Genomic DNA, 20543 nt, shown 5'->3' with positions numbered 1-20543 from the left:
TTTTAGAAAGGTAATTTGCTCAAATCCACATTGCCGCCAGAAACAATTACCCCTATTTTTTTGCCGGAATATTTTTCTTTTTTATTGATAATCGCTGCCAATGCCACGGCACTCGATGGTTCACAAACGATTTTGAGTCGTTCCCAAATCAGTTGCATGGCCATAATGATTTCTTCTTCGGTTACACGGACGATTGCTTCCACATATTGTTGAATAATAGGAAAATTTCTGTCACCCAATTGGGTTTTAAGACCATCTGCAATGGTATTTGTGGTTTTGTTGGACTCAATTTTGCCGCTTTGTAGTGATCGATAAGCGTCATCTACTTCAAAGGGTTCGCCACCAATTGTCTTGCAATTATTACCAAAATGATATGCCGATAGTGCCGAACCCGCAATAAGTCCACCGCCACCAACAGGAGTTACAACATAATCTATATTGGGATATAGTTCCAATAATTCTTTGCAAGCAGTTCCTTGTCCTAAAATAACATGGTCGTCATTGGACGGATGAATAAAAGTAGCGCCATGTTTTTTAGCAATCTGTTTGGATTCATGTTCCCGAGCCTCCAAAGTGGATTCGCAGGATATTAATATGCCTCCGTAGCCCCTTACAGCTTCTTTTTTTACTTCGGGAGCGGAATTTGGCATTACGATATAGGCTTTTACACCCAAGCTTTGTGCGGAAAGGGACAGTGCTTGTGCAAAATTCCCTGATGAATGTGTAACAACCCCTCTTTGTTTTTGCTCATCTGTAAGTTGTAAAATGGCATTGGAGGCCCCACGCATTTTAAACGCACCCATTCTTTGAAAATTCTCACATTTGAAAAATAGTTCAGCCCCAATCATTTCATTGATCAGCCGGGAAGTAAGCACTGGTGTGTTATGGATAAATGGTTTTATCCGTTCGTGGCAGTCTATTAGGTGTTGTATGTCCATGAATCTTAATCCTTATAGGTAAAATATAATAAGGTATCAAAGATAATGACCGGAGGTTAATTTAATTGTGGGATTGTATTTCCTTTTCGTCTTTTGATTCTTCGGATACACCCTCCATGCCCAATTCTGGAATAACCAACAAGGGTATCTGAGTATGAAATGCCGTTCTTTTAATGATGGGTTCACGGGTCATTTTTTCCATATAACTATGTTGATAATTTAACATGGCCAAAAGATGGATGTCCAATTCTTTGGAGAATGATTCTAAAGTATGCGAAATAGAATTTAGTTCAGATACGGTGTGCACATAATGCTCCACGTTGCCCAGATAACGTCGTAGCATGTTTAAATTGAATTGTTGTAGTTCCGTCAATGCTTTAATACCGTACTGAACGTGTACAATCCGTATGGTGGCATTAAACATCTTTGCCATCGCCAAAACTGGGGATAATTCTGAAGAAGTATAGAATCGTTTGAAATCTGTGGCAAAAGCAATTTCGGAAGGGGTAACATATTCATAGTGGTACGGAATGGCCAAAATGGGACATTTTTTGGTACATTTTATAAGACGCACGGTATTGCTGCCCATAAAAACTTCATTCGCACCAGATGCTCCTTTTGTGCCGGTTATTACCAAATGAATACCAAGTGACTCAACAATATCCTTTACCTCTTCTACCAATAAATTAAAGGAAGAAACAGTTTCAAAACTATGGTTGGGATTACCATATTTGGTTTTTATCCGTTCCACGGTTTTGTTCAATCCTTCCTCTGAATTCCTCCTTACCGCATCAACAATACTTACACCATCCACCATTTTTGCCATAAATCGACTACTTGGGATAACCGGGGTATAAGTGTTTAACAAATAGAATTTACATCGCGTATTGCGAAACAATTGCATGGCGTAATCAATTGCGTTCCATGCATTTTCTGAAAAATCCGTAGGTATTAAAATCTTCTGCATCTGACTAAGATTATGATGCAATAAAAGTAAATTTATGGAGCAAGGGATTCTATGACAATTATCAGCTTTTTAAAAGAGAACTAAAACCCTTCCGCCATTTCCAAAAGTTTGCGTTCGTCTTTAATTCCAATTTTTTTTCCTGAAGCATGGATCAAACCTTTCTTTTTAAATTCTGAAATTATTCTGATAGCGGATTCTGTTGCAGTGCCCACTACATTGGAAATATCTTCTCTAGTGAGCGTTAGTGCTAAAAAGCCATCCTCATCTTCTCCAAAATTGTTCTTTAGATATAGAAAAGCTTCGGCCATTCTTTGCTTTACTGTTTTTTGAGAAATATTGACGATTACATCATCTGCCTCTTTTAAGTCGTGAGCCATATGGCGCAAAACCTCCAATGTAAAATTGGGGTTTTTTTGAAGGGTATTGTTAATGCTCTCTTTTGGGATAAAGCAAACTTCCATATCATCAATGGCTACAGCGGAGAGGTTGGTGCTCTCTTCGGAAATCACAGAACGTTGCCCAAGCACTTCGCCCTTGGTGGCTAATTTAACTATCTGATCTTTACCGTTGGCACTTAATTTGGAAAGCTTGGAAACTCCATCTCGAACACAATAGACCCCATTAAGTTTGTCTCCCTCTTCAAATATTGGTTCGCCTTTTTTTATAGTTTTACTTGTTTTGGAATCGGAGACTTTTTTCAATTCATCCTTGCTCATGGCACGGAGCGAGTTGAACTGTCGAATAATACAATTTTCACACCTGCTTTCCATACTGATTTGTTTACCTGATTCAGCAAAAATAATTGATAAACAAAAGTATTTTACTGATAATTATCATATTTTTAAGGGGAATAGTATTACAAATTTGCATTAGGTAAAGCAAATGTGAAATGACCGACTCGACCTGTTATCATTGTGGCGACGAGTGTGGTAGGGATAGTGTAACGTTTGATGGTAAGGATTTTTGTTGTAATGGTTGTAAGACCGTTTACGAGATTTTTACGTCCAACGGCCTCTCAACCTTTTATGAACTAGAGGGAAAAGCGGGAACTACACCCAACCAAATTCGTAAGAAATACGATTTTCTGGATAACCAGGAAATTGTAGGGAGACTTGTGGAATTTGATGAAGAAAATGTCCAGGTGGTTACACTGAGCATTCCTTCCATCCATTGTAGTTCTTGTATTTGGGTGCTGGAAAACTTAAACAAGTTACATGCCGCCATTTCCGTTTCACAGGTTGACTTTCCAAAGAAAACGATTCGTGTTACCTATAAAACAAACGATTTTTCCCTTAAAGCCTTGGTCTTGTTGTTGGGAAGTATTGGATATGAACCGTACATCTCTTTAGAAGAATACAACAAAAAAGGAAAAAAGGTAGACCGCTCCTTGATCTATAAATTGGGCGTAGCTGGTTTTGCGTTTGGTAACGTGATGCTATTTTCCTTTCCGGAGTATTTTGAGGTGGAAGAGTTTTGGCTGGACCAATATAAACATGTCTTCCGTTGGCTGATGTTTGCATTTTCCCTACCAGTTGTGTTTTATGCAGGTATAGATTACTTCATTTCAGCTTACAAGGGAATCCGCTCAAAATTATTGAATATTGATGTGCCCATTGCTTTGGGAATATTTACGCTATTTGTTAGGAGCACCGTAGATATTGCTTTTGACTTAGGTTCAGGCTTTTTTGATAGCCTTACCGGCTTGGTGTTCTTCTTATTATTGGGTAGATTTTTTCAACAAAAAACATACTCCTATCTCTCTTTTGAGCGTGATTATAAATCGTATTTCCCTATAGCGGTTACGCGTTTGCAAAAGAATGGAGGAGAGGAGAATATCCAAATTTATAATATTAATGTAGGGGATAGGGTATTGATTCGGAGCCATGAAATCATCCCCGTAGATTGTATTCTAATCAAGGGAACTGCGGAGATTGATTATAGTTTTGTTACAGGTGAATCTGAGCCAGTATTAAAAAAATCCGGTGAAAAATTGTTTGCCGGTGGAAAACAATTGTCCGGTGTATTGGAGGTTGAGGTGTTAAGGTCGGTATCCCAAAGTTATCTTACCCAATTATGGAGCAACTCCATATTTTCAAAAGATAAAGCGAGTCAGTTTCAAACCCTAACCGATAGTATAGGAAAACGATTTACTGTTGCTGTGTTGAGTATTGCCACCTTGGCGACCATTTTCTGGTTGGTCTATATGCCCAGTTTGGCACTCAATGTTTTTACCTCTGTATTGATTATTGCTTGTCCCTGTGCCATTGCATTGGCGGCACCTTTTACATTGGGGAACATGCTTCGAATTTTTGGCAAGTATAAATTATATTTAAAAAACACTAATACGATCGAGCGGTTATCCAAAATTGACACGGCTATTTTTGATAAAACGGGTACGCTTACAACAAATCAAAAAGATACTATCCATTACGAGGGCATGGAATTGACGGAAGATGAAACCGCGCTTTTAAAAACTACATTGAGAGCATCTAACCACCCATTAAGCCGCTCGCTCTACAATATTTTAAAATCCAATGCCATAATGACCCTTGAAGAGTTTCAGGAAGAAACAGGCAAAGGAATTGAAGGAAAGTACAATGAACATTCTATAAAAGTGGGGTCAGCATCCTATGTAGGAGAGAACAAATCCAATTCAATTACCAATACCACAGTCTATATAAGTTCTGACGAAGATGTGAAAGGGCGATTTGTATTTAAAAATACCTACAGGGAAGGTATGCAACAAATTTTTGATGAGCTTGCGGAAAGTTTGGAGTTGGGTATTCTCTCTGGGGATAATGATGGAGAAAAAAAGAAGTTGGAGAACGTACTCCCTGCAAAAACAAAAATGATGTTTGACCAGAAACCGGAAGATAAGTTGGAATATATTAAAAAACTTCAAGAAAAGAACACGGTTTTAATGGTCGGAGATGGATTGAACGATGCTGGTGCCTTGGCACAAAGTGATGTGGGATTGGCAGTTTCGGAAAATATCAATGTATTTTCACCGGCCTGTGATGGAATCTTGGACGCGGGGAACCTAAATATGCTGCCAAGTTTCATCAAACTGTCCAAAAAATCAATACGGATAATTAAATTGAGTTTCATACTCTCCCTCTGTTATAATGTCGTGGGATTATATTTTGCCGTTACAGGGCAGTTGCAACCGGTAATCGCAGCAATTTTAATGCCGTTGAGTTCCATTAGCATAGTCTTGTTCACAACATTAGCCACAAATTTCATTGGAAAAGAATTAAAAAATAAATAAAGCTGATATATGTCATTTTTTGTAGTAAGCCATCACCGTAGTTTTACCTCTAAATTAGGGAAGGTATGAGTGTTATTTACGTGTTGTTGGCCATTAGTGTAACGGTGGCCATAATCTTTTTTATAGCCTTCGTTTTTTCGGTTAAAAGCGGACAGTATGATGACACGTATACCCCTTCGGTAAGAATGTTGTTTGAAGATGAACTGGTCAAGGATAAATCAAACTCAAATAAAAAGGATATCAAACAAACTAAAAGTACAAACCAATAAATATGGAAATTCAACAGTTCCGCTACGATAATAAAATCGTGCAAAAGTTCTTATACGCTACCATTTTTTGGGGCGTTGTAGGTATGGCAGTAGGTCTTTTGTTGGCCTTTATGTTTTTGTTCCCCAATATTACAGAAGGTATTTCATGGTTGAGTTTTGGGCGATTACGTCCATTGCACACCAATGCCGTTATCTTCGCATTTGTGGGCAACGCTATTTTTGCAGGGGTGTATTACTCCTTGCAACGTTTGTTAAAGGCCAGAATGTTCAGCGATGCCCTGAGTAGCATTAATTTTTGGGGCTGGCAATTAATCATTGTAGCCGCTGCAATTACGCTTCCACTGGGTTATACTACTACTAAGGAATATGCCGAGCTGGAGTGGCCCATCGATATAGCCATTACTCTCGTTTGGGTAGTATTTGGTTGGAATATGATCGGAACCATTCTTAAAAGAAGACAAAGGCATTTATATGTAGCAATTTGGTTTTACCTCGCCACATTTGTTACTGTGGCGGTACTTCATATTTTTAACAGCTTGGAACTTCCTGTTTCCGCACTTAAGAGTTATTCTGTATACGCAGGTGTTCAAGATGCTCTAGTACAGTGGTGGTACGGGCACAATGCCGTGGCATTTTTCTTGACTACACCTTTCTTGGGACTGATGTACTATTTTGTGCCAAAAGCGGCCAATAGGCCCATTTATTCCTATAGATTATCCATTGTCCACTTTTGGTCGTTGATTTTTATCTATATCTGGGCAGGACCTCACCATTTGTTGTATTCTGCTTTACCTGAGTGGGCACAGAACCTAGGAGTGGCTTTTTCCATTATGTTGTTGGCTCCCTCTTGGGGTGGTATGATCAATGGTTTATTGACCCTTCGAGGAGTTTGGGACAAAGTGCGTACCGATGCCACATTAAAGTTTATGGTGGTTGCTATTACCGGTTACGGTATGGCTACGTTTGAAGGACCAATGCTTTCTTTGAAAAACGTAAATGCCATTGCCCATTTTAGTGACTGGATCATTGCCCACGTTCACGTAGGTGCACTTGCTTGGAATGGGTTTTTGACCTTTGGTATGATTTACTGGTTGGTGCCACGAATGTTTAAAACAGAACTACACTCCAAAGGTTTGGCGAATTTTCACTTTTGGATTGGAACCTTGGGTATTGTATTGTATACCTTGCCTATGTATGTAGCTGGATTTACCCAAGCCTTGATGTGGAAAGAATTTAACCCAGATGGGACATTGGTATATGGTAACTTCTTGGAAACAGTGACCCAGATTATACCTATGTATTGGATGAGGGCGATTGGAGGGTCACTATATATTCTAGGTATGTTCGTCTTGCTCTACAATGTTGTTAAAACAATTAGATCTGGAAGTAAGGTTGAAGATGAACTGGCAGAAGCCCCAGCGTTGGAAAGAGTTTCCAAAAGACGTGTGGCAGGAGAAACCTTCCACAACTGGTTGGAAAGAAAACCAGTTCAATTAACGATTTTGGCAACCATTGCCATATTAATTGGAGGAGTGATTCAAATAGTTCCGACTATTTTAGTCAAATCCAATATCCCTACAATTACAAGTGTAAAACCTTATACTCCATTGGAACTGGAGGGGCGAGATCTCTATATTAGAGAAGGTTGTGTAAGTTGTCACTCACAAATGATTAGACCCTTCCGAAGCGAAGTTGAACGTTATGGCGAGTATGCCAAGGCAGGTGAGTTTGTGTATGACCATCCGTTCTTATGGGGTAGTAAACGTACAGGTCCAGACCTATTGCGTGTCGGAGGAAAATATTCCGATAACTGGCACCTGAACCACATGTATGATCCGCAAAGTACTTCGGCAGGTTCTATAATGCCATCATATGAATGGTTGGTTACAGATGAGCACGACCGTAGTGATATACAGGCAAAAATGAAAGCTATGGTTACTCTTGGTGTTCCTTATACCGAAGAAGATATTGCCAATGCACCACAGTCAATGGCAGAACAAGCAGAGCAAATTGAAAAGAACCTTTACACGGATCCTGAATTCCAAAATACGTATGAAGCTGATAAACAGTATGCAAAAGAAAATGGATTGGATTTCGTGGAAATGAGAGATCGCGAAATTGTGGCCTTGATTGCTTATCTACAGCGATTGGGCACCGATATAAAAATAACCAATACAGAAGAGAATTAAAAAAGTAATCATAAACCAAGAGTCAATAACCTAGTATAAACAATAAGGACTACCAAGTCTAGACTGCTAAACATAGAAAGTGTTTTGATTCTTGCACCAAAAATCTAATATAACCATGTTGAAATTTGTAAAGGAACATATGGAAACTATAGATGGGATAGCCAATTATCCCATGGTTTCCCTGCTTATCTTCTTTGTGTTTTTTGTTTTATTGTTTTGGTGGGTGTTTACCGCCACCAAAGAACATATAAGGGAGATGTCCGAACTGCCATTGGATAACGATGATCAACAAAACAAACTATAACATTATGAGCACAAAAACACCTTGGTGGATACGAGTCCCGGTTTTATTCTTTTTAATCTTCGGATTAATGGAATACTTTATAGACTCTGGTGATAAACTAGCAATTATTGAATTTCCGGTCACACAGTTTTTTATGCTGTTGGTATTGATGATTCTCATTGCCATAGAACTAATATTGGCGTCCATAGAGAATATTATGTTCCAAACTCTGTCAAAAGAAGGTCAAGAGCGCTATTTGGAAGCCAAAAGCAAAAAGTTCGAATGGACGTGGGCCAAAGACTTAATGGGTAAATTGACCAAAAGCCGTTCTATTGAGCGTGAAGGTGAAATTGTTCTGGATCATGATTATGATGGAATACGTGAGTTGGACAATGTGTTGCCTCCTTGGTGGGTATACCTTTTCTATGCGTCCATTGTCTTTGCAGTAGTATACATGGTTCGTTTCCATATAATTGGAGACTATGATCAAGAAATGGAATACGAGCGTGAAGTGGCTGCTGCCCAATTGGCAATAGAGGAATATAAACGAACGGCAAAAGACCTGGTGGATGCCAGTACTGTGGAGTTTCTATCCGATGAATCTGACCTAGCTGCAGGGGAGAAGATATTTCAATCCAACTGTGTGGCCTGTCATATGGCCGACGGGGGTGGTGGAATAGGACCAAACTTAACAGACCAATATTGGATATTGGGTGGGGGTATTAAAAACATCTTTACCACAATTTCTGAAGGTGGTCGTGATGGTAAAGGAATGATTGCTTGGAAGCAAACCTTAAAACCAGCTGAAATGGCGCAAGTTGCCAGTTATATAATCACCTTGGAAGGTAATACAGCCGCCAATCCAAAGGATCCAGAAGGAGAAATTTGGGTGGATCCAGATGCTCCAGAAGAATCTAATGGAACAGAATCCGAGTCGGAAGAAACTGTACCAGAGGAAATGCAGCAGGCCGTTGATTCTACCGAAGTTGCAATGAAGTAGTTCTTTCGGAGGCGAAGACAATAAATATTTATCCATAAACCACAAATGCGATGGAAGAGAATTTTAGGGATTCCATAGGCACAATCACAGAAGAAGGTAAAAGGAACTGGATTTTTCCAAAGAAACCCAGTGGCAGATACTATAATTACCGAAAGTATGTAAGTTACTTTTTGTTGGCTTTGTTGATAGCGGCCCCTTTTATAAAAATTAACGGGCATCAATTTTTGTTGTTCAACGTGTTGGAACGGCGTTTCAATATATTTGGTTTTCCATTCTGGCCACAAGATTTTCATTTAGTGGTAGTGTCCATGATTATCGGGGTTATTTTTATAGCGCTGTTTACGGTTGCATATGGCCGTATTTTCTGCGGGTGGATGTGTCCCCAGACCATTTTTTTGGAAATGGTCTTTCGCCGTATCGAGTATTGGATAGACGGGGATAGGGGTGCACAAATGCGATTGGCCAAGGCACCATGGACAGGTAAAAAGATTAGAAAAAGAATATTGAAATGGAGTATTTTCTTTATCATATCTTTTTTTATTGCCAACGTTTTTTTGGCCTATTTAATAGGTAGCGACCAACTCATCGCTGATATCACCGATGGCCCAATGTCACATTTAGGGACCATAATTCCACTGTTGATCTTTACAGGGGTGTTTTATTTCATATTTGCCTGGTTTAGGGAGCAAGTATGTATCATTGCTTGTCCTTATGGTCGATTACAAGGCGTGCTTTTGGATAATAAATCCATTGTGGTGGCATATGATCATAAACGAGGAGAAGGCGACAATGGCCGTAAAAAATTTAGAAAAAATGAAGATCGAGAGGCTTTGGGCCATGGTGACTGTATTGATTGCTTTCAGTGTGTAAATGTATGTCCAACAGGAATAGATATTCGGAATGGAACCCAATTGGAATGCGTAAACTGTACTGCCTGTATTGATGAATGCGATCATATAATGGATAGCATCAATAAACCAAGAGGGTTGATTCGCTACGCAAGTGAAGATGAAATTACAAAGAAAGCCAAGTTTAAGTTTACACCACGCTTAAAAGGATATACCGCTGTTCTTGCTGTATTGACCGCAGTTTTGATAGGGATGATGTTTCTTAGAAATGAAGTTGAAGCCAATATTTTAAGATTGCCCGGCCAATTGTATGAACGAAAAGAAAATAATATTATAAGTAATGTTTTCACTTATAAATTAGTGAACAAAACCACAAAGGATATTGATAATGTCCGTTTTGAACTGATGTCGCATAATGGTGAAATAAAAATGGTTTCCAATGACAATTTCACCGTTCCTGCGGAAAAAATGACTGGGGGAACATTGTTTATAGAAATAAATGCCTCAGCATTGAATGGAGACAAGGATAAGCTTAAGATTGGAGTGTATAGTGGCGATAAACTTATTGAAACTACGATAACCCAGTTTTTGGCACCACGTAGTTATAATTAAAAAAAAATCGAGATGAAGATTAATTGGGGAACGGGAGTAGTATTGGCGTTTATAGGGTTTATAACCTTCATACTTTATTTTGTTTTTAGGATGAGCACGGATGACAGCTCCAACCACGATTTGGTAACTGAAGACTACTACAAAAAAGATTTGTCTTATCAGCAAGAAATAGATGCCTCAAATATGGCACTGGAAATGAATGCCAACCTAAAGGTTGAAAAAATGGAAGCGGGTCTAATGATTTATTTTCCCGAACGTTTTGACCCCAAAAAAATAACGGGTACAGTGTCCCTTTATAGACCGTCTAACAAGCATTTGGATACAAACTTTCCTATAAGTTTGACCCAAACACATTTGCTCATACCTGACAATCGCTTGGTAGACGGTCGTTGGGACATTTCCATAAACTGGAACTACGAAGGTAATTCCTTTTTGCACAAACAAAAATTTGTGTACTGATCATGGTAACATCTGCATTGGTACTTGGACTTTTGGGAAGCCTCCACTGCTTTGGCATGTGCGGGCCAATAGCCTTTATGCTTCCCTTGGACCAAGGAAATAATGTAAAAAAGGCGGTACAGTTATCTATTTATCATTTTGGAAGATTATTGGCATATGGTGTTATCGGGATACTTTTTGGACTTTTAGGTAAAGGATTATCACTTTTCGGGGTCCAACAAAAACTATCCATAGGTATTGGTGTGCTTATGATTCTTTTAGTGTTGATTCCGGGTAAATATTTGAACGGGCATAAGTTTTTATCGCCCATTTATTTAATAATCGCGAAGGTACAATCCAAACTTGGGTCAGAGCTCAAAAAAAAATCCCCCGACACCTTTTTAACGATAGGTTTCTTAAATGGTTTCTTACCGTGTGGGCTAGTTTATATGGCCTTGCTTGGGGCTGTTGCAATGGGTAGCCCGATGGAAGGGGGGCTTTATATGATGGTTTTTGGGTTGGGAACTGTTCCGCTTATGTCTTTAGTTGTCTATTCCAAGGGAATGTTCAGTACCTCCATTAAATCTAGAATACAGAAATTGATTCCAGTATTTGTGGTGATAATAGGCCTTTTGTTTATTGTACGGGGTCTTGGATTGGGAATTCCTTATGTATCTCCGAAGGCAGCTCCGGCAGACACGGTTACGGCAACGATAGAATGTCATCAACCCTAAAAAATTAAGTCCACTATGAAAATAACCACAGCCAATGAAGCAGTAGGAATTGTTAAATCAGGAGATCGGGTCTTTTTTCAGGGAGCGGCCATGACCCCAAATGAATTGATAGATGCTTTATGTAATCGACATAATGAATTAGAAGATGTTGAGATTATCTCTATCCATACCGAGGGTGACGCTAAATATACAAGGAAGCCTTATTGCGATGCCTTTACCTTGAACGCATGTTTTGTCGGAGGCAATGTTAGAACATTTGTAAACACATACATGGGCGACTACATACCGGTTTTTTTGAGTGAAATACCATGGTTGTTCGCCGATGATTATCTTCCACTGGATGTTGCATTTGTTCAAGTTTCACCACCTGATAAACATGGATATTGCTCTCTTGGGGTTTCTGTAGATGTTACATTGCCAGCGGTTAGAACAGCAAAAAAAATAGTGGCACAGATAAACCCACAAGTGCCTCGCACCCATGGTACAGGGATTGTCCATATCGATGAGATATCCTTTGCCATAGAAGTGGATAGGCCCATTCATGAGCATAATCCGACCGAAATATCGGATGTGGAACAACAAATAGGGAAGCATGTGGCATCGTTGATAGATGATGGAGCAACCTTGCAAATGGGAATTGGGAACATTCCCAATGCAGTCTTATCCAATTTGGGAAACCACAAAAACTTGGGTATTCATACAGAAATGTTTTCTGATGGGGTATTGCCCTTGTTGGAAAGCGGTGTGATCAACGGAAAAGAAAAAACAGTAAAAAGAGGTAAAATAGTAAGTTGTTTTGCAGTAGGCTCCCGAAAACTATATGATTTTATAGATGATAACCCTATATGCGATTTTAGGGACTCTGGTTACACCAATGATACAGCCAGAATTCGTAGGAACCCTAAAGCAACAGCTATCAACAGTGCCATAGAAATAGATTTAACCGGCCAAGTATGTGCCGATACCATTGGGGGATACCAATTTTCTGGAGTGGGCGGTCAGATGGATTTTATGCGAGGAGCCTCACTTTCAAAAGGTGGTAAGCCCATAATAGCTATGTCTTCGACTACAAAGAAAGGAGTATCCAAAATAACCCCCTTTTTAAAGCAAGGTGCCGGGGTAACCACAACGCGTGCCCATATGCACTATGTAGCTACGGAATATGGTATAGTCAATTTGTTTGGAAAAAACCTACAACAACGGGCCGAAGCCTTAATTTCCATAGCTCATCCAGACCATAGGGAAGCTTTGGAAAAAGGTGCTTACGAAAGATTTCATGGCTAGACACAACATGCATAAAGAATAAAAAAAGGGACAATTGTAAAATTGCCCCCTTTTTTATTGAATTGTATGAAACCAATCAAAAATACAATCCGTTACATTTTAAATGTAATCACCGGTACTTCGGAATGATTGGCGATATCTTCACCAATACTTCCAATAAAGAAATGTGCCAGTCCTCTTCTGCCATGGGTTGGAATACCTATAAGGTCGGCAGATATGGCATCACTATAATTCAAAACACCTTTTTCCACGGTGTAGTCGTTGAATATTTCTGCCGCTAATCCAAGATTGGCAGTGTCCAAAAATTTAGATATTTTTTTGTTGGCATCTCCATTGCTCAAAAACTCATCGCCAGGGGTGTTAATGAAAACTGGTTGTAATTTAGCGCCTAACAAATCGGCCATTTCCTTGGCTTTCTTTAGTGCCGGAACACTCTCTACCTCAAAATCCGAAGCAAAAACAAAAGTCTTTGGTGTAAATTCCTCAATATCTCCTTTGATTACCAGTACAGGGACGTCAGCGGTTCTAACAACACGCTCGGTGTTTGAACCTATAAAAATTTCTTGAAGACCATCTGCCCCATGCGATCCCATTATGATAAGGTCCACATTGTGCTTTTCGGCAACTTCGTTCACTTCACTGAATACTTTATAGTGTTTTATTACGGGAACCACCTTTACACCCTTTAAATAAGGTTTGTCTAGAAATTCAGCAAACCTTTTTTCACCAAGTTTAATTAGATACACTACCTGTTCTTGTGAGATATATCCTGATTCGCCCATAATGGCGGGAGATAGCTCTAACATATGTAGGACTAATAGTTCTGCCTTGTGTTGCTTCGCAAGGGAAGCAGCAACTTTAAGGGCTTGTTCAGATTGATTTGAAAAATCAACGGGTACGATTATACTTTTCATTTTATTCGATTTTTAGGTTAAACGGTCATGGAAAATATTCGGGTATCTGGTTTTTTTCTGTGTAATTTAAGGTCAAAGGCCATACTTATGTTTCTTACAAATGGTCTTCCCTTATCTGTCACCTTGATTTTATCATTGTTTATTTCTACCAAGCCATCCATTTCCAATTCCGACAGGTTGGCCAAAATTTCATTAAAATCAACTGTTTGTCGTTCTTTTGAGCTCCATTCGGTCTCAAATTGGCACATAATGTTGAGAATGTGTCTTCTTACAATCTCGTCCTCACTACTAAGTATGTGACCCTTAAAAATAGGAATAACTCCATGCGAAACCAAATTTTCATATTCTTCCACGCTTTTTACATTTTGCGCAAAACCATACCAACTATCGCTTATGCTCGATGCTCCCAAACCAATCATAAGTTTAGTTTTTGAAGGCGTGTAGCCCATAAAATTCCGATGTAGGGTGCCATTCTCCAAGGCTTTGTACAAGCTATCGGTAGGCAAGGAAAAGTGATCCATTCCAACATCTTTATAATTGAATTCTGAAAGCATTCTTTTACCCATTTCGTATTGTGCTTTTTTCTCAACGGATGATGGCAGATCGGACTCTTTGTATCCACGTTGTCCATTTCCTTTCAGCCACGGTACGTGGGCATAACTATAAAAAGCAATTCTGTCAGGTTTCAATGCGTTTGTCTTGATTATGGTGTTCTCAACATCGGAACAATTTTGAAACGGTAGCCCGTATATTATATCGTGTCCAACAGAGGTATATCCAATCTCCCTGGCCCACTCGGTAACATTTTTTACATTTTCAAAAGGCTGCAACCTGTTTATCGCACGTTGTACAGTGAGGTTGTAGTCTTGCACACCAAAACAAACCCTTCTAAACCCTACATTGTAAAGAGCTTGCAAATGTTCTTTGGTAGTGTTGTTCGGATGTCCTTCGAAACTAAAATCAATTTTATCTGTTTTTTTGCTGAGTCGGACAATGCCCTCAATCAATATTCTTAGGTTTTCGGGAGAAAAGAATGTAGGGGTACCACCTCCCAAATGAAGCTCCTTGATAACCGGTTTGGTTCCCAAAAGGTCAACATACAATTCCCACTCTTTTAAAACTGTATTGATATAGGGGCGCTCCACTTCGTGCCGTTTTGTGATGCGTTTGTGACACCCGCAAAAAGTACATAAGCTTTCGCAAAATGGTAGGTGTATATAAACACTTATTCCATCTTCAGGATTTTCACCAAAGGCCTTAAGAACGCTGGACCTCCATTTTTTTTCAGAAAAACCCTCCATGTCCCAATAGGGTACAGTAGGATAACTGGTGTATCTAGGACCTGGAACATTGTATTTTTGGACTAATTCGCACATAAGCTTTATACCATTACAATCACGGTTCAAAATTACTTTTGATAGCTTTTAAAAAATATGATAATTGTCAGTGTAGCTATTTAAATAGTACACGGCATTAATTTAAAGCCTGATGTGTATCATGTTTTTCATCTTCCCAACATGCTATCTTTAGATGATTTTGGTTACTCATAAATACTATTCTATGGGAGAACATATTAGAAAAAGTTCATTTAGCGAAGAAGAACGGAAAGTTTTTGCCCAACATCTTATTGATGATATCCAAGCCTTGGAGAACATGATCAAAGATGGAATGATAGAGGATGATATTGTTCGTATTGGTGCCGAACAGGAAATGTGTTTGATCAATGAAGATTATAGACCATCCCCAAATGCATTGGAAATAATCAAAGATGTAAATGATGATCATTTTACCACCGAATTTGCAACCTATAATATTGAAGCTAACCTTGACCCCTTTACGTTGGAAAAAGATTGCTTTACAATCGTGGAGCAACAACTGAGGAGTTTGTTGGAGAAAGTAAAACATTCTGCCAATAAAAATGATACCAAGATTATACTGACAGGCATACTCCCCACCATCAGTAAAGATGAACTGGGGATGGATTTTATGACACCAATTCCTAGGTATTATAGAATCAACGAAGTTTTAACCGCCTGGCGCGGCGATGATTTTACGGTACGGATCAAAGGAGCGGACGAGCTGGCGCTTCATCACGATTCTGTTTTGTTCGAAGCCTGTAACACCAGTTTTCAACTCCACCTACAAATACCACCAGAAGATTTTATTAAAAGCTATAATTGGGCCCAGGCCATTTCTGGACCAGTACTGGGAGTTTGTTGTAACTCACCATTGCTTTTGGGAAAAGAACTTTGGCGAGAAACTAGAATCGCTTTGTTTCAGCAAAGTTTGGATACACGAATATGGACCAAGGCACTCAAGGAAGAAGTAGCCAGGGTAGGTTTTGGTGAAAGATGGCAAAAAGACTCGGTTACAGAAATATTTAAACAGGATATTTCAACACATCGTATTTTATTGACGAAGCCCATCCAACACAATTCTTTAGACTTGCTTAAAGATGGAGTAGTGCCAAAACTGGAAGCATTAAGTCTATTCAATAGTACAGTGTACCGCTGGAACCGACCCTGCTATGGCGTGGGCAACGGTAGACCGCATTTAAGAATTGAGAACAGGTACATTCCGGCAGGTCCCACCATTACGGATGAGATGGCAAATTTCGCTTTTTGGGTCGGTCTTATGGCCGGTAGGCCCAAAAAGTACGATGATATGCCCAGTTTAATGGATTTTAAATCGGTCAAGCTCAATTTTCTTAGGGCCGCCACTAGTGGAAGTCATGCTATGTTTTCTTGGATGGGGAAAGCCATGACGATGAAAAAAATCGTGGTTCAAGAGTTATTGCCCATTGCATATGAAGGTCTCAAAAAGTTTAATATTGACAAAGCGGATATAAACAGACTTTTGGGGGTTATTGAGAACAGAGCCAATGGTAAAACCGGTGCTGAGTGGCAAATCAAAAATTTTAGGGAGCTCAACAAACAAATGAAGCTAGACAGCGCCATAGTGCAATTGACCAAGGCAATGTATAAAAACCAGCAAGAGGATATACCGGTACATCAATGGAAACCCATAAGGGGAATGTTGGAGACTAAGTGTGCATTCCGATGGGTAAGTCAGATAATGTCTACAAAACTTATGAAACTGTATGAGGATGATTATGCCAATTTGGCTTTGGCCATTATGAGATGGAACAATATACATCATCTTCCTGTGGAAAATGAAAAAGGAGAATTGGCAGGGCTTCTTACATGGAGCCATATCGAGAAATTTAAAGAGCTAGATAAAAATGAAGCAAGAGTTTCCGATATCATGGTCAAGAAAGTTATAAGTGTAGTTCCCAAAACCGAGATAATCGTTGCCAAAGAAATAATGGTAAAACACAGTATAGGTTGTTTGCCCGTTTGTATGGATGCCCACATAGTGGGAATTATTAGTAAAGTTGATTTGGAGCAGTATGATATTAGTTCACAGTAAAGCACTTAGTAGGACAGTAAAGGTTAATCGAATAATAGATCATATCCAAGGAAGCCAAGGAGGTCCCACTATAGTCTTTTTTGGAGGTGTTCACGGAAATGAGACTGCGGGTGTTTTTGCCTTAAAAGAGGTTGTAGAAGAAATTAGAAACAAGAACATTTCGGTAAATGGAGAAGTATACGCTATTTCTGGAAATTTGGGAGCTTTGGGAAGCAAACAGCGATTCCAACATGAAGACCTAAATAGAATTTGGTTGCAAGATAGAATCGAACGTGTCATTAGCACTAAAGAAATCCAGCACGATGAAGAGGATGAACTGGGCCAATTATTTCGGTTGCTACAAAATATTCTGGATACCGGGACCCCACCGTTTTATTTTATGGACCTTCATACAACCTCTAGCGAAACGTCTCCCTTCATGGTTCTTAATGATAGTTTACTGAACCGTAAATTTGCCTCAAATTACCCTTTACCCATTATTTTGGGTATAGAGGAGTATTTAAAAGGAGCCTTGTTAAGTTATATCAACGATTTGGGCTATGTTTCACTAGGTTTTGAAAGTGGACAGCACGATGATAGCAGGGCAGTGGAAAATTGTTTAAAATTTATTCGTTATTCTTTGGTTTTGACCCAATCTGTGAATATTCCTGAAATAGAACAGCAACAAATAAAAGATGCAATTTCTAATTTGAGTAGCACTCCCCATAGATTTTATGAAATCTATCATCAGCATGATATCGACCATAATAGTAATTTTAAAATGTACCCAGGGTTTATTAATTTTCAAGTAGTGCCGAAAGGAAAAAATATAGCTCTTGTTGATGGGGTCCAGTTGAAAACAACCAAGAAACGACAAATTTTTATGCCCCTCTATCAAGATCAGGGGAATGAGGGATTTTATTTTATTAGACCTATACCCAAAATATGGTTGTGGCTGTCCAAGGAATTACGAAGGTTTAAGGTAGATCATATTTTAGTGAAATTGCCAGGGGTTAAATGGAGAGATGGTAAAAAAGATGTGATGGTGGTTGATCAACGAGTCGCTCGCTTTTTTGCCAAGTCGTTCTTTCACTTGTTGGGCTACAGGGCAAGAAAATTTGATAGGTCCCATTTAATAGCCAAGAATAGGGAGAGTGCCTCACGACCTAAAGAGTATGGGAATGCCGCATGGTATCAAAAATAAAAAAGCCCAAGTTTGGTTCTTGGGCTTTTTTTGCATCGAGGATTGTTCATTCGTTTTGTAAAACAAAATTAATTGGAATGCTGTATTTAACACTTACCGTTTTTCCGCGTTGTTCCCCAGGTTTAACTTTTGGCAGGGAGGCAATGATGCGCTCAGCTTCTTTTTCTAAACGTAAATCGGGACCTCTCTTCTGAATGTTGGTGACACGTCCATTGGAGTCTATTACAAATTGAAGGTAAACTTTGCCTGCAATGCCCATTTCCAAAGCAGCTGTGGGATAGCTAAAATTTTTCTTGATGTGCTCCTGTACTTTTTGGTTAAAACAAGCTTTACGTTCCTCTTGGGTAGGATAAATTTCACAACCAGGAAAAACAGGTACAAACTCTATCACTGCAAAGGGGATTATCTCTTCTTCCTCAACCTCTTCCACATTAACCTCTTCAATACTTATTACCGCATCTTCAATAAAGGTTTCTTGGCTACTCTCTGTGCTTTCGATAACAGTTTCTTCCACATCTTCCACATCTTCCACTATTTCAATTACATCTGGTGCTGATGGAGGTGGGGGAGGAGGTGCGGTTCTCAGTATTTCCGTAATGGGTACATCTTCCTTAAGATCATCAGTTAGTTGTACAACTTCTGAAACTTTCGAAACTTCTTCGTAGAACTTAACTTCAAACGATTGCCACGTAATGAACAAAACCGAAGTTAATCCTATCATGAAATAAAGACTGCTATTGCGTCCAATTTCTGCATATGGGTTTTTTTTAGGTTTCATGACTTTTACTATTTAACTAGTTTAAAGTTAGCGTACTTCAAAATCATAAAACATGATAATAATCAGTTTCCCATTGAATGTCAGCCCTTTAAGAATTAAAGGGTTATAGGTCTAATCTAAGAAGTGTTACATTCTTTTTTTGTGAGATCCGTGTGGTAATGAAGGTGTTTGCCCCGCCACTGTTTTAATTCTGGGGTTGGCCTCTGGTGTGTATCCTTAATCCTTTTAAGCAGCAACAGTTCCTAAGGATCGTATAATCTTATAAAAGGTTTTATCTATTGATTAATAAATTCAAGATTCCTATAGTTGGAATTATTTTTTACTTTCCCATATTAGAGCTGCTGCGCCACAAATAGCTGCGGTTTTACCTTGCATATTGGAGTGTAAGAGTTTTACTTTTCCTTTATAAATATCCAATAGAAAACCATTAAAGTATTTTTCCAAGGGGTTCATGATCCACTTGCCACTGTTGGTTAGCCCACCCATCAAAATAAATGCTTCGGGTTGTGTGAAAGCCGTAAAATTGGCTAATGCCTGTGCCATAATACGTGCTGTATAATCAAAAGCCTTCAAGGCAATTTCGTCACCCTCTTCCGCTGCTTGTGTAATATCTTCACCATGAAGGTCATTGTAGGCAATATCCCTGAACCTGCTTTCAACCATATATTTGCTCTGCATGAACATAACAGTCCGTTTTAATCCAGTAGCGGAAACGTAGGCCTCCAATCCGCCTTTTACGCCAAGTCCGGTTAACCTGCCATCTCCCATGGTCATATCTATATGACCCAATTCGCCTGCAAACCCATCAAACCCATCTATAAGTTTGCCGTTCGCAACAATACCAGCGCCAAAACCGGTCCCAAGGGTAATCACAATAAAGTCGGTCATGTTTTTTGCTCCTCCGAACAGCATTTCGCCCAAAGCAGCAGCACTGGCATCGTTCATTATGCGAATGGGCATGTCCATCCGCTGTTTGAGAAGTTTAACCAAGGGTACACTTCCTTTCCAGGTTAAATTACTTGCATTTTCTATGGTCCCGTTCTTACTAGAAGCATTTGGGGCCCCAATTCCACAACCAATTACATTGGCATTGGTTCCAAACTGTGTTAATAGCTCATCTGAGGAAGATTTTATTTTATTTAGATAATCATCCAAGTTTGGAAACTCTTTGGTTCTAAAGAATGTTTTCTCGTGGCATTCACCATGTTCATCCACCAAGCCAATTTTAGTTTTAGTTCCACCTATGTCAATCCCGATTACTAAATCCATATTGCGATGTTACTTTTTTTACTGTTTTTAAAGATAGCCATTATGATGAAAAAATAACTCATAGGACTTTTTATAAAAACAATTGTTGAGGTAATAATGGAGGAAAAGTTGGAAATTCTGACTTACGTCATATTATACGT

At 39.1% G+C, this 20543-nt stretch carries 18 protein-coding genes; 11 read left to right on the top strand and 7 right to left on the bottom strand.

All coding sequences use genetic code 11. The features are described from left to right. Positions 1–2 precede the first annotated feature (2 nt). The 3 genes from MWU56_RS09180 to MWU56_RS09170 all read right to left on the bottom strand — a co-directional run bounded on the left by MWU56_RS09180 (position 3) and on the right by MWU56_RS09170 (position 2675). Positions 3–938, bottom strand: coding sequence for a threonine/serine dehydratase (locus MWU56_RS09180; RefSeq protein WP_247043899.1), 936 nt, complete (start codon positions 936–938; stop codon positions 3–5). Positions 939–999: 61 nt separating this feature from the next. Further along, complete coding sequence (locus MWU56_RS09175) at positions 1000–1905, bottom strand: universal stress protein (protein WP_247043897.1); 906 nt, start codon at positions 1903–1905, stop codon at positions 1000–1002. Positions 1906–1985: 80 nt separating this feature from the next. After that, on the bottom strand, positions 1986–2675 hold the full coding sequence (locus MWU56_RS09170; RefSeq protein WP_247043896.1) for a Crp/Fnr family transcriptional regulator: 690 nt from the start codon (positions 2673–2675) through the stop codon (positions 1986–1988). 119 nt (positions 2676–2794) lie between these two features. Between MWU56_RS09170 and MWU56_RS09165 the strand changes: the two genes are divergently transcribed. The 9 genes from MWU56_RS09165 to MWU56_RS09125 all read left to right on the top strand — a co-directional run bounded on the left by MWU56_RS09165 (position 2795) and on the right by MWU56_RS09125 (position 12830). Next, complete coding sequence (locus MWU56_RS09165) at positions 2795–5173, top strand: heavy metal translocating P-type ATPase (RefSeq protein ID WP_247043894.1); 2379 nt, start codon at positions 2795–2797, stop codon at positions 5171–5173. A 65-nt stretch (positions 5174–5238) separates the two neighbouring features. Beyond that, a complete protein-coding gene (ccoS, locus tag MWU56_RS09160) occupies positions 5239–5442 on the top strand; it encodes a cbb3-type cytochrome oxidase assembly protein CcoS (protein ID WP_247043892.1) in 204 nt (67 codons plus the stop codon). A 2-nt stretch (positions 5443–5444) separates the two neighbouring features. Beyond that, positions 5445–7631 carry a cytochrome-c oxidase, cbb3-type subunit I gene (ccoN, locus tag MWU56_RS09155; protein WP_247043890.1) on the top strand — a complete coding sequence of 729 codons (2187 nt, stop codon included), beginning with the start codon at positions 5445–5447 and terminating at the stop codon, positions 7629–7631. 115 nt (positions 7632–7746) lie between these two features. Then, positions 7747–7935: a cytochrome C oxidase subunit IV gene (locus tag MWU56_RS09150; protein ID WP_067037876.1), complete on the top strand. Its 189-nt coding sequence runs from the start codon at positions 7747–7749 to the stop codon at positions 7933–7935. Positions 7936–7939: 4 nt separating this feature from the next. Next, positions 7940–8914 (top strand): cbb3-type cytochrome c oxidase N-terminal domain-containing protein, encoded by a 975-nt coding sequence (locus MWU56_RS09145; RefSeq protein ID WP_247043889.1) that lies wholly within the window; start codon positions 7940–7942, stop codon positions 8912–8914. Between the two features lie 50 nt (positions 8915–8964). Next, positions 8965–10374: a cytochrome c oxidase accessory protein CcoG gene (gene ccoG / locus MWU56_RS09140; protein ID WP_247043888.1), complete on the top strand. Its 1410-nt coding sequence runs from the start codon at positions 8965–8967 to the stop codon at positions 10372–10374. Positions 10375–10386: 12 nt separating this feature from the next. After that, complete coding sequence (locus tag MWU56_RS09135) at positions 10387–10833, top strand: FixH family protein (protein ID WP_247043887.1); 447 nt, start codon at positions 10387–10389, stop codon at positions 10831–10833. 2 nt (positions 10834–10835) lie between these two features. Further along, on the top strand, positions 10836–11546 hold the full coding sequence (locus tag MWU56_RS09130) for a sulfite exporter TauE/SafE family protein (RefSeq protein ID WP_247043886.1): 711 nt from the start codon (positions 10836–10838) through the stop codon (positions 11544–11546). Positions 11547–11561: 15 nt separating this feature from the next. Beyond that, complete coding sequence (locus MWU56_RS09125; protein ID WP_247043885.1) at positions 11562–12830, top strand: acetyl-CoA hydrolase/transferase family protein; 1269 nt, start codon at positions 11562–11564, stop codon at positions 12828–12830. Between the two features lie 92 nt (positions 12831–12922). Here MWU56_RS09125 and MWU56_RS09120 read toward each other — a convergent pair whose 3' ends face one another. Together MWU56_RS09120 and hemN are read right to left on the bottom strand one after the other, a co-directional pair. Then, entirely contained in the window at positions 12923–13744 is an 822-nt protein-coding gene (locus MWU56_RS09120) for a universal stress protein (RefSeq protein ID WP_247043883.1), read from the bottom strand. A gap of 17 nt (positions 13745–13761) precedes the next feature. Continuing rightward, entirely contained in the window at positions 13762–15120 is a 1359-nt protein-coding gene (gene hemN / locus MWU56_RS09115) for an oxygen-independent coproporphyrinogen III oxidase (RefSeq protein WP_247043881.1), read from the bottom strand. A 184-nt stretch (positions 15121–15304) separates the two neighbouring features. On the opposite strand from hemN, the gene MWU56_RS09110 reads away from it, so the two are divergent. Further along, entirely contained in the window at positions 15305–17173 is a 1869-nt protein-coding gene (locus MWU56_RS09110; protein WP_247043879.1) for a CBS domain-containing protein, read from the top strand. After that, a complete protein-coding gene (locus MWU56_RS09105; RefSeq protein ID WP_247043877.1) occupies positions 17154–18356 on the top strand; it encodes a succinylglutamate desuccinylase/aspartoacylase family protein in 1203 nt (400 codons plus the stop codon). The genes MWU56_RS09110 and MWU56_RS09105 overlap by 20 nt, the downstream gene beginning before the upstream one ends. 46 nt (positions 18357–18402) lie before the next feature. Here MWU56_RS09105 and MWU56_RS09100 read toward each other — a convergent pair whose 3' ends face one another. After that, a complete protein-coding gene (locus MWU56_RS09100) occupies positions 18403–19134 on the bottom strand; it encodes an energy transducer TonB (protein ID WP_247043875.1) in 732 nt (243 codons plus the stop codon). A 312-nt stretch (positions 19135–19446) separates the two neighbouring features. Then, a complete protein-coding gene (locus MWU56_RS09095) occupies positions 19447–20403 on the bottom strand; it encodes an ROK family protein (RefSeq protein ID WP_247043873.1) in 957 nt (318 codons plus the stop codon). Between the last annotated feature and the right edge of the window lie 140 nt (positions 20404–20543).

The sequence above is a fragment of the Allomuricauda sp. F6463D genome (assembly GCF_023015965.1).
In the GTDB taxonomy this organism is placed as follows: Bacteria; Bacteroidota; Bacteroidia; order Flavobacteriales; family Flavobacteriaceae; genus Flagellimonas.
Note: the sequence above shows the minus strand (reverse complement) of the source record. Positions and strands in the feature narration are given on the sequence as shown.